The 9,306-nt window shown below is 71.5% G+C and carries 11 protein-coding genes; 6 read left to right on the forward strand and 5 right to left on the reverse strand.

What is annotated here, in order from left to right; translation table 11 throughout:
• The 3 genes from CCN56_RS16005 to CCN56_RS16015 form a co-directional block, all read left to right on the forward strand.
• Positions 1-426 (forward strand): S1C family serine protease (locus CCN56_RS16005; RefSeq protein WP_143664529.1); only part of this gene is annotated, 426 nt, incomplete at its 5' end.
• Between the two features lie 91 nt (positions 427-517).
• On the forward strand, positions 518-958 hold the full coding sequence (locus CCN56_RS16010) for a sec-independent translocase (RefSeq protein ID WP_086827526.1): 441 nt from the start codon (positions 518-520) through the stop codon (positions 956-958).
• Positions 959-1,032: 74 nt separating this feature from the next.
• On the forward strand, positions 1,033-1,635 hold the full coding sequence (locus CCN56_RS16015) for a hypothetical protein (RefSeq protein WP_041131101.1): 603 nt from the start codon (positions 1,033-1,035) through the stop codon (positions 1,633-1,635).
• A gap of 46 nt (positions 1,636-1,681) precedes the next feature.
• On the opposite strand, the gene CCN56_RS16020 is transcribed toward CCN56_RS16015, so the two are convergent.
• The 3 genes from CCN56_RS16020 to CCN56_RS16030 are packed head-to-tail and all read right to left on the reverse strand — an operon-like array spanning position 1,682 to position 4,684.
• Complete coding sequence (locus CCN56_RS16020; RefSeq protein ID WP_086827528.1) at positions 1,682-2,815, reverse strand: Mrp/NBP35 family ATP-binding protein; 1,134 nt, start codon at positions 2,813-2,815, stop codon at positions 1,682-1,684.
• Positions 2,816-2,859: 44 nt separating this feature from the next.
• Positions 2,860-3,423, reverse strand: a complete 564-nt coding sequence (locus CCN56_RS16025) for a DUF1003 domain-containing protein (RefSeq protein ID WP_086827530.1) — start codon at positions 3,421-3,423, stop codon at positions 2,860-2,862.
• Positions 3,413-4,684: a magnesium transporter MgtE N-terminal domain-containing protein gene (locus tag CCN56_RS16030; protein ID WP_086827532.1), complete on the reverse strand. Its 1,272-nt coding sequence runs from the start codon at positions 4,682-4,684 to the stop codon at positions 3,413-3,415. Before CCN56_RS16030 ends, CCN56_RS16025 begins: the two co-directional genes overlap by 11 nt.
• 376 nt (positions 4,685-5,060) lie before the next feature.
• On the opposite strand from CCN56_RS16030, the gene CCN56_RS16035 reads away from it, so the two are divergent.
• The gene (locus CCN56_RS16035) at positions 5,061-5,819 is read left to right on the forward strand and encodes a hypothetical protein (RefSeq protein WP_086827534.1); all 759 of its coding nucleotides are present in this window, start codon (positions 5,061-5,063) and stop codon (positions 5,817-5,819) included.
• Positions 5,820-5,823: 4 nt separating this feature from the next.
• On the opposite strand, the gene CCN56_RS16040 is transcribed toward CCN56_RS16035, so the two are convergent.
• Positions 5,824-6,330: a hypothetical protein gene (locus CCN56_RS16040; protein WP_086827536.1), complete on the reverse strand. Its 507-nt coding sequence runs from the start codon at positions 6,328-6,330 to the stop codon at positions 5,824-5,826.
• Between the two features lie 13 nt (positions 6,331-6,343).
• A complete protein-coding gene (locus tag CCN56_RS16045; protein ID WP_086827538.1) occupies positions 6,344-7,471 on the reverse strand; it encodes a magnesium and cobalt transport protein CorA in 1,128 nt (375 codons plus the stop codon).
• Positions 7,472-7,889: 418 nt separating this feature from the next.
• On the opposite strand from CCN56_RS16045, the gene CCN56_RS16050 reads away from it, so the two are divergent.
• Together CCN56_RS16050 and CCN56_RS16055 are read left to right on the forward strand one after the other, a co-directional pair.
• Complete coding sequence (locus tag CCN56_RS16050) at positions 7,890-8,474, forward strand: suppressor of fused domain protein (RefSeq protein WP_041131108.1); 585 nt, start codon at positions 7,890-7,892, stop codon at positions 8,472-8,474.
• Positions 8,475-8,583: 109 nt separating this feature from the next.
• Positions 8,584-9,222, forward strand: coding sequence for a DUF6758 family protein (locus CCN56_RS16055; RefSeq protein ID WP_086827540.1), 639 nt, complete (start codon positions 8,584-8,586; stop codon positions 9,220-9,222).
• The last annotated feature ends 84 nt before the right edge of the window (positions 9,223-9,306 follow it).

Genomic DNA, 9,306 nt, shown 5'->3' on the forward strand with positions numbered 1-9,306 from the left:
GCGGGCGGCGGCTCCGGCGAGGGCGAGGGCGGCGGCGCGAGCCAGCCCGGCTCCATCGGCCTCGGCTTCGCCATACCGATCAACCAGGGCAAGCGCGTCGCCGAGGAGCTCATCAACACCGGCAAGGCCACCCACCCCGTCATCGGTGTGAGCCTCGACATGCAGTACCAGGGCGACGGCGCCCGCGTCGGCGAGAAGGGCAAGGACGGCACGGCCTCCGTCACCGCCGGCGGCCCGGCCGCCAAGGCGGGGCTCCGGCCCGGGGACGTCATCACCAAGGTCGACGGCCAGCGCGTGCACAACGGCGAGGAGCTCATCGTGAAGATCCGCGCCCACCGCCCCGGCGACAAGCTGGAGCTCACCCTGACCCGGAACGGCAAAGAGCTGACAAAGACGTTGACGCTCGGATCCTCGCAGGGCACCTGAGCGCCATGTGGCGGATCCCCGGAGGTACCCGTCCGACAGTTTCGGCGGGTACCGTGGACCGGGCCCTGGACCGGCGTGAAGGAGCTACTAGGTGTTCAGCGACATAGGCGCACTCGAGCTGGTGACGCTCGTGGTCCTCGCCGTGCTCGTCTTCGGGCCGGACAAGCTCCCGAAGGTGATCCAGGACGTCTCGCGCTTCATCCGCAAGGTCCGCGAGTTCTCCGACAGCGCCAAGGCGGACATCCGCAGCGAGCTGGGCCCGGAGTTCAAGGACTTCGAGTTCGAGGACCTCAACCCCAAGACGTTCCTCCGCAAGCAGCTGGAGAACAACGAGGACCTCAAGGAGCTCAAGGAGCTGCGCGGCACGTTCGACCTCAAGAAGGAGATGAACGAGGTCGCCGACGCCGTCCACGGCCGGGAGACCACGCCCTCGGCCGCTCCCGCCGCGGTCAACGGCTCCCCGGACCTCCTCAAGAAGCAGGACAAGCCGGACACCGGTGAGCGTCCTCCGTACGACTCCGACGCCACCTGACGACGGCCTGTCACCGACCCACTGCTCACCGGTGGCTATCCTCCCTCTGTTGACGGAACGAGGAGGCGGCCGGAATGAAGACGACGAGTCGGGTGGAAGCCGATGGCTTTCTGCGCGCACCCTTCGCCTGGTACGGGCTCGACGAGGCGTTCACCGGCCCGCGCCGGCTGATGCAGATCGGCACGGCCGCGGACGGTACCGTCCAGCACGGCTCGGTGGGCCACGGTGACGAGCCGTCGATAAAGTCCGAGGCGGGCGGCGCGGAGAAGGAGCGCTTCGCGGTCGTCGTGACGGTCGCGGCGAACCCCGTGCGCCGCACCGGGGACGGCACCGGCGTCCTGGACGCCACCACGGTCTCCTCGGCCGCCTGGCTGGCCGGCTCGGGCCTGCTCGCCCACACCTGGCCCGCCTCGCTCGACCACGCGCTGCGCGACAACTGGCTGGACCAGCAGACCGAGACGGCCTTCGAACTCGCCGACGACCTCGACGGACCGGAGTGGTCCACGCTGTCGCTGCCGGTGGACGGGGTGCCGGTGCCGTTCCACTACCGGGAGTCCGAGTTCGGGTGGGTCCTCGCCGGGTCCGCCGGGGACGTGCACATCGGGGCGTACGGGCGGGGGATGAGCGCGTACGGTCTCGGGTTCTCGCGGGTGAAGGACCTCGGCGCGTACGCCTGACGCCATGACGAAGGGCGCCCCCGACGGGGGCGCCCTTCGTCATGCCTCAGAACTTGTTGCGCGGTGTGATGCCCAGGCTCATGCCCGACAGGCCGCGCTGGCGGCCGCCCAGCTTGCCGGCGATCGCGCGGAGGGCCGCGCCCGCCGGGGAGTCCGGGTCGGACAGGACGACCGGCTTGCCGTCGTCGCCGCCCTCGCGGAGCCGTACGTCGATCGGGATCGAGCCGAGGACCGGGACCGTCGCGCCCGTGGTCTGCGTCAGGCCGTCCGCGACCTTCTGGCCGCCGCCCGTGCCGAACACGTCGACCATCTCGTCGCAGTGCGGACACGGCAGGCCCGCCATGTTCTCGACGACGCCGACGATCTTCTGGTGGGTCTGGACGGCGATGGAGCCGGCCCGCTCGGCGACCTCGGCCGCCGCCTGCTGCGGCGTGGTGACGACGAGGATCTCCGCGTTCGGGACGAGCTGCGCGACCGAGATCGCGATGTCGCCGGTGCCCGGGGGCAGGTCGAGCAGGAGGACGTCCAGGTCGCCCCAGTACACGTCCGCGAGGAACTGCTGGAGCGCGCGGTGCAGCATCGGGCCGCGCCACACCACCGGGGCGTTGCCCGGGGTGAACATGCCGATGGAGATGACCTTCACGCCGTTCGCCGACGGCGGCATGATCATGTTCTCGACCTGGGTCGGACGGCCGTCCGCGCCCAGCATCCGCGGCACGCTGTGGCCGTAGATGTCGGCGTCGACGACACCGACCTTCAGACCGTCCGCGGCCATCGCCGCGGCCAGGTTCACGGTCACGGAGGACTTGCCGACGCCGCCCTTGCCGGACGCCACCGCGTACACCCGGGTCAGCGAGCCCGGCTTCGCGAAGGGGACCTCGCGCTCGGCGCTCGTGCCGCGCAGCGCCGCCGCCAGCTCCTTGCGCTGCTCGTCGCTCATCACGTCCAGCGAGACGTCGACGCCGGTGACGCCCTCGACCCGGGAGACGGCCTCGGTCACGCGCTGCGTGATGGTGTCGCGCATCGGGCAGCCGGAGACCGTCAGGTACACCGTGACGGCGACCTTCCCGTCCGGACCGATCTCCACCGACTTGACCATGCCGAGCTCAGTGATCGGCTTGTTGATCTCAGGGTCGTTCACCGTCGCCAGTGCTTCGAGCACCGCGTCTTCCGTAGCCATACCGACGATGGTACGGCGCGGACCACGGGCCCATGAAAGGGCCGTCAACGGTCGGGTACGTCACTTCCGCGGTCCTCGCCCGACGGGAATAGATCCCGGCGCTCCTCCAGCTCCTTGATGAGGTCCTGGATCTCCGAGCGGATCCAGTCGCGGGTCGCGACCTCGCCGAGGCCCATCCGCAGCGCCGCGATCTCCCGGGTGAGGTACTCGGTGTCCGCGATCGACCGCTCGTTCTGCTTCCGGTCCTGTTCGAGGTTGACCCGGTCCCGGTCGTCCTGCCGGTTCTGGGCGAGCAGGATCAGCGGAGCCGCGTACGAGGCCTGCAGGGACAGCGCGAGCGTCAGGAAGATGAAGGGGTACTCGTCGAACCTCAGCGACGCCGGCGCGAAGACGTTCCACCCGATCCAGACGACGACCGTCAGGGTCATCCAGACCAGGAAGCGGCCCGTCCCCAGGAAGCGGGCGATCCGCTCCGAGAGCCGCCCGAAGGCCTCGGGGTCGTACTCCGGAAGCAGCCGGGTCCGCCGCTCGCGCGGCAGGTCGAGCCGGATGCGGGGCACGGACCGCTCCCGCTCGCGCTCCCGGTCCTGCATGCGCTCAGCGGCCATGCCCGGCCCCCTCCTCGTGGAACTCGGTCTCCCGCCAGTCGTCCGGCAGCAGGTGGTCGAGCACGTCGTCGACGGTGACCGCGCCGAGCAGCGAGCCGCCCTCGTCGACCACGGGCGCGGCGACCATGTTGTACGCGGCGAGGTAGCTGGTCACCGCCGGCAGCGGGGTGTCCGGGCCGAGCGGCGGCAGATCGCTGTCCACGAGCGAGCTGACGAGCGTGAACGGAGGGTCGCGAAGGAGCCGCTGGAAGTGCACCGTGCCCAGGTACTTGCCGGTCGGCGTCTCGTCCGGCGGCCGGCACACGTACACCTGCGCGGCGAGCGCCGGCGACAGGTCCTGCTGGCGGACCCGGGCCAGCGCGTCCGCGACGGTGGCGTCCGGTCGCAGCACGATCGGCTCGGTCGTCATCAGACCGCCCGCCGTGCGCTCCTCGTACGCGAGGAGCCGGCGCACATCGGCCGCGTCGTCCGGCTGCATCAGCGTCAGCAGCCGCTCCTGGTCCTCCTCGGGCAGCTCGGACAGCAGGTCGGCGGCGTCGTCCGGGTCCATCGCCTCCAGGACGTCGGCGGCGCGCTCCTCCTTCAGCTTGCCGAGGATCTCGACCTGGTCGTCCTCCGGCAGCTCCTCCAGGACGTCGGCGAGCCGGTCGTCGTCGAGGGCGGCGGCGACCTCGACGCGCCGCTTGGGGGAGAGGTGGTGCAGGGCGTTGGCGAGGTCGGCGGGGCGCAGCTTCTCGAAGGTGGCGAGGAGGTTCTCGGCGCCCTGCCCGTGCTCCTCCAGGGAGAAGCCGGTGACGGCGGACCACTCGACGGTCAGCGTCTCTCCCTTGCGGCTCAGCACCCCGCCCTTCCCCTTGCGGACGAAGACCCTGTCGATCTCCCAGTCGCGGCGGGCGGGCAGCTGCTGGATGGCGATGTCGAGGACGGTGACCTCCTCGCCCGACTCGACCAGCGTGACGCGCCGGTCGAGGAGCTCGCCGAGGACGAGCCGCTCGGTGGGGCGCTGCTCGAAGCGCCGCATGTTGACGACGCCGGTGGTGATGACCTGGCCGGAGGCGACGCCGGTGATCCGGGTCATGGGGACGAAGACCCGGCGACGGCTCAGCACCTCCACGACCATGCCGAGCAGCCGGGGCGGCCTGCGGCCGACGCGGAGCATGGCCACGAGGTCGCTGACGCGGCCGACCTGGTCGCCGACGGGGTCGAAGACGGGGACTCCGGCGAGATGGGAGACGAAGATCCGGGGGGCGCCTGCCGCCATGCCACGCGCCTCCTCTGTGCCGCACGATTCGAGTCGTCGATGCGAGTGGTCGATGGGTCGATGTGAGCTGTCGATGCGGGTCGTTAGGTGTGAGTCGTCCATCCGGTTGCAGAGCTTTGCCGGGGATTGCAGAGCTTTGCCGGATTCAGGCTAGCCCGTGCCGTTCCGCCCCGCCCCGGCAGCGCCTCCGTACGGCTGCCTGCGGGGCCCGTCACCTGTCCCGGGTACGCTGCGGTCTGCCGTTCCCCCCATCGGCCCCGGCACCGGACCCGGCCCTTCCGCCCGGCCGGAACGCGGCCGCACCGGCGATCCCGCACCCGCATTCCCGTACGGGCCGAGGCCCGACGCTTCCCCCACGACACGAGAGGCAGCGCAGATGACCGTTCGTACCCCGTCATCGCGTATCCGCAGGGCCGTCAGGCCCCTGGCGCTCTGCGCCGGACTGACGGTGGCACTCACGGCCTGCGCCGCCGACCCGGACGAGGGGACGAACGGGGTGGGGAGACTCTCCGCGCCCGAGATCGAGCAGAAGGCACAGACGGCGGCGGACGCGGCGAAGGCGGTGCGTCTCTCCGGCACCCTCGTCAGCAAGGGCGGCACCTTCAAGCTGAACATGCGCCTCAAGCAGGACGGCGCGAGCGGCTCGGTGACGACGAAGAACAGCACCTTCGAGCTGCTGCGGGTCGGCGACGCGCTCTATCTGAAGGCCGACGCGGGCTTCTGGGCCCACGACGAGAAAGAAGGCCACGCGCCGTCGGAGGCGGGCTCCGAGGCCGCCGACACGCTCGACGACAAGTACGTGAAGGTCCCGCAGGGCGACCCCTCGTACAAGCAGCTGCGCGGCTTCACCGACATGGGGCTGCTCCTCGACGGCCTCATCGGCCTGCACGGCGAGAAGGTCAAGGGAGACCGGGACCAGATCGGCGGGGTCCGCACGGTCAAGGTCAAGGGCGGCGCCGACGGCGAGGGCGGCACGCTCGACGTGTCCCTGGACGGCGAGCCGTACCCCGTGCAGTTCGCGCGGGGCGGGGGAGCGGGCGTCGTGGTGCTCTCCGAGTGGAACAAGGACTTCCCGCTCGCCGCGCCGTCGAAGGAGGAGACCCTCGACTACGGCAAGCAGCTGCCCCGTACGTGAGGCCTCAGCGCTTCTTCTTGCGGAACAGCAGCTTCGGCAGGCCCGCCGGGACCGGCCGGCGGGTGTTCGCCGCCGTCGGCAGCGGTACGGCGGCCAGGGAGCCGTCCGGGAGCTCCGTGGTCGAGGACCTCGGATCGAGCCGTACGACCCGGCACTCGCGCGCCCAGCGCTCCGGCATGGCCTCGCCGTCGGGGGCGTTGAGCCGCTTGCCCTTCAGCTCGGCGACCGCCGCGTCCCACTCCTCCGTACCCGGGGAGAGCTCGCGGACGGCGGCGGTCCAGGCGACGAGCCGGCCGCCCTTGTCCTTGCTGCGGACGGTCACCTCGGCCGTACCGCCGTCGACCAGGCCCGGCAGCGGCTGCTCGCCGGGGCCGTCGCCGACGAGGTGCGCGGCGCCGTCGTGCCAGACGTGCCAGAGCGCACGGGCGGGCCCCGTGCCGCGCACCCATACGAGGCCGGACTTCTTGGTGGCCTCCTCGACGAGGGCGGGCCCGAGCGACTGATCGGTCATGGCCGAAGCCTATCTACAGCCAGCCGTTGCGCTTGAGGGTGCGGTGGATGGTGAAGCAGATGACGGCGATGGCGCCGAGCACCATCGGGTAGCCGTACTTCCACTCCAGCTCGGGCATGTACTTGAAGTTCATGCCGTACACGCCGCAGACCGCCGTCGGGACGGCGACGATCGCCGCCCACGAGGTGATCTTGCGCATGTCCTCGTTCTGCGCGACGGTCGCCTGCGCCAGGTTGGCCTGGAGGATCGAGTTGAGGAGCTCGTCGAAGCCGACGACCTGCTCCTGGACGCGGGCGAGGTGGTCGGCGACGTCCCGGAAGTACTTCTGGATGTCGGGGTCGACGAGCCGCATCGGCCGCTCGGACAGCAGCTGCATCGGGCGGAGCAGCGGCGTGACGGCCCGCTTGAACTCCAGTACCTCGCGCTTGAGCTGGTAGATCCGGCCGGTGTCCGTGCCGCGCGTGGAGCCCTTCGCGGCCGGCGAGAAGACGTCGATCTCCAGCTGGTCGATGTCCAGCTCGACGGCGTCGGCGACCGCGATGTAGCCGTCGACGACGTGGTCGGCGATGGCGTGCAGGACGGCCGAGGGGCCCTTGGCGAGGAGCTCCGGCTCGCCCTGGAGGCGGTGGCGGAGGTTGCGCAGGGAGCCCTGGCCGCCGTGCCGGACGGTGATGACGAAGTCGGGGCCGGTGAAGCACATGACCTCGCCGGTCTCGACGACCTCGCTGGTCGCGGTGAGTTCGGCGTGCTCGATGTAGTGGATCGTCTTGAAGACGGTGAAGAGGGTGTCGTCGTACCGCTCCAGCTTGGGCCGCTGGTGGGCGTGGACGGCGTCCTCGACGGCGAGCGGGTGCAGCCCGAACTCGGCGGCGATACCGGCGAATTCGGCCTCGGTCGGCTCGTGCAGGCCGATCCAGGCGAAGCCGCCGCTCTCCCGCACCTGGCGCATCGCGCCGCGCGGCGTGAGGCACTCGCGGTCGTCGATCCGGCGCCCGTCGCGGTAGACGGCGCAGTCGACCACGGCGCTGGACGCCGAGTGGTCGCGGGTGGGGTCGTACGAGGTGTACGTGGTGGGGGTCTTGCGCAGGCTGTGCCGCAGGCTCGGGCGGACGGCGGCGGTGAGGTCACGGATCATCGACATGGGCGTGCTCCTTCACGGATCGGCCGTCGGCGAGCGTGGCGCAGCCCGGAATGGGGACGGAGACGTGCATCGTCCACAAAGCGGGCGGCACCGAGGGGTCGCGGTGACGGCGGTCGCTACAGACAGGGAAAGGCGAAAAATGCTCTTCCGTCGTGCGAGATGCCGGAGGGGGCGGGTCCGTGCCGGACCCGGACGTCACCGGTGGGAGCGCACCAGGCTGGGGTGCGGAGCGGCGGAAGAGCGGCTGGTACTGCCCGATCGACTTCGGTCCATCGCAGTCCCACCTCCTCCGGCCGGTCCCCTGTCGGGGATGACGTGTGACGAGCAGTCGGGAATCCCGACCAGTGGCCAACACTATCAGCCGACAGAGGGTCAATCCCTTCCTTTGCCCGTTCCATACGCGATCTATGCTCCCCGCATGGGAGAAGTTCTTGCACTGGTCGAGGCCCGACTGCGGTCGGCGCTCGGCGAACCGGACGCGCGGGCCGCGGTGACCTTCCTCGGCACGGACCGGATCGAGGTGCTGCGCTTCGTCGACGGCGACCTCGTGCGGTACGCGACCCTCGGGATGTCCGCGCAGCCGATGGCCGATCCGACCTCCGCGCTCGCCGACCCGGTGAAGGGCCCGCGCGCGGAGCTCGTCCTGACGGTGCGGGGCGGGCTCGCCGACACCGACAAGGTGCTGCGCCCGCTCGCGGTCCTCGCCGCCACCCCGCAGGTCGAGGGCGTGGTCGTGGCCCCGGGCGCCTCGCTCGACGTCGGCGACCCGCTCTGGCCCGGCGCCCCCTTCAGCTCGGTGCTCGTCGCCGAGTCGGGCGGCCTGGTGGAGGACCTGGAACTGGACGAGCCGATGGACCCGGTCCGCTTCCTGCCCCTCCTCCCGATGACCTCGAACGAGGCCGCGTGGAAGCGGGTCCACGGGGCGAAGGCCCTGGAGGAGCGCTGGCTGGCAGGGGGGACGGACCTGCGGGACCCGCTGCGCAGGTCCGTGAACCTGGACTGAGCGCTCTGGAACGGCGCGTGTCCACCGAGGGTGAACGGTCCGGGCCGGACGGGTGATCGTGTGCCGTCGTCCTTGACGCGGGGCGGAAGAGCTAGGACCGTTGAGCCCTATGAGGGGCGAACCCAGTTGTCCGAAGTGCGGTGGCCGGGTCAGGGCGCCCGGTCTCTTCGCCGACTCCTGGCAGTGTGACGTGCACGGCTCGGTGCACCCGCTCCAGCCCGTGATCCCGCCCAGCGTCGAGGGCCTCGGGGTCGTGGTGCACAGGTCGCACGTCCCGGTGTGGATGCCGTGGCCCCTGCCCGTCGGCTGGCTCTTCACCGGCGTCGCGTACGCCGGGGACGACCGCAGCGGCGGGCGCGCGACGGCCGTCGCCTGTTCGGGCCCCGGCCCGCTCGGCGGGATCGGCGAGCTGCTCCTGGTCGCCGAGGAGCTCGGCGTCGGCCTCGGTGCGCGGTACGCCGGCATCGACGGGGTCGACCCCGGCTCCGGCATGGCCATCGACAAACCACCCCAGGTGAAGGTGCTCGCCGCCGGGCGGCCCACCCCGCTCTGGCACGTCACCGGCGCCCCGCAGGACCGCGCGGTCTTCGCGGGCGAGGCGCGCGGCCTGTGGCTGTGGGCCATCGTCTGGCCGGAGCAGTCCGGCCTCCTGATGTACGACGAGCTGGTCCTCACGGACCTGCGCGACGCGGGCGCCGAGGTCGACCTGCTGCCCTGCGGCGCGCTCACCCCGAGACTCCTCGGCTAGCGACGCGCCGGCGGCTCCTCCCGGCGCACGACCGCCCGGCGCACTCCGACCGCCCCGAAAGGCCCCGCCGGCGCGTCGCTAGCC

Source organism: Streptomyces sp. NRRL B-24572, from assembly GCF_002156145.1.
Taxonomy (GTDB): domain Bacteria; phylum Actinomycetota; class Actinomycetes; order Streptomycetales; family Streptomycetaceae; genus Streptomyces; species Streptomyces vietnamensis.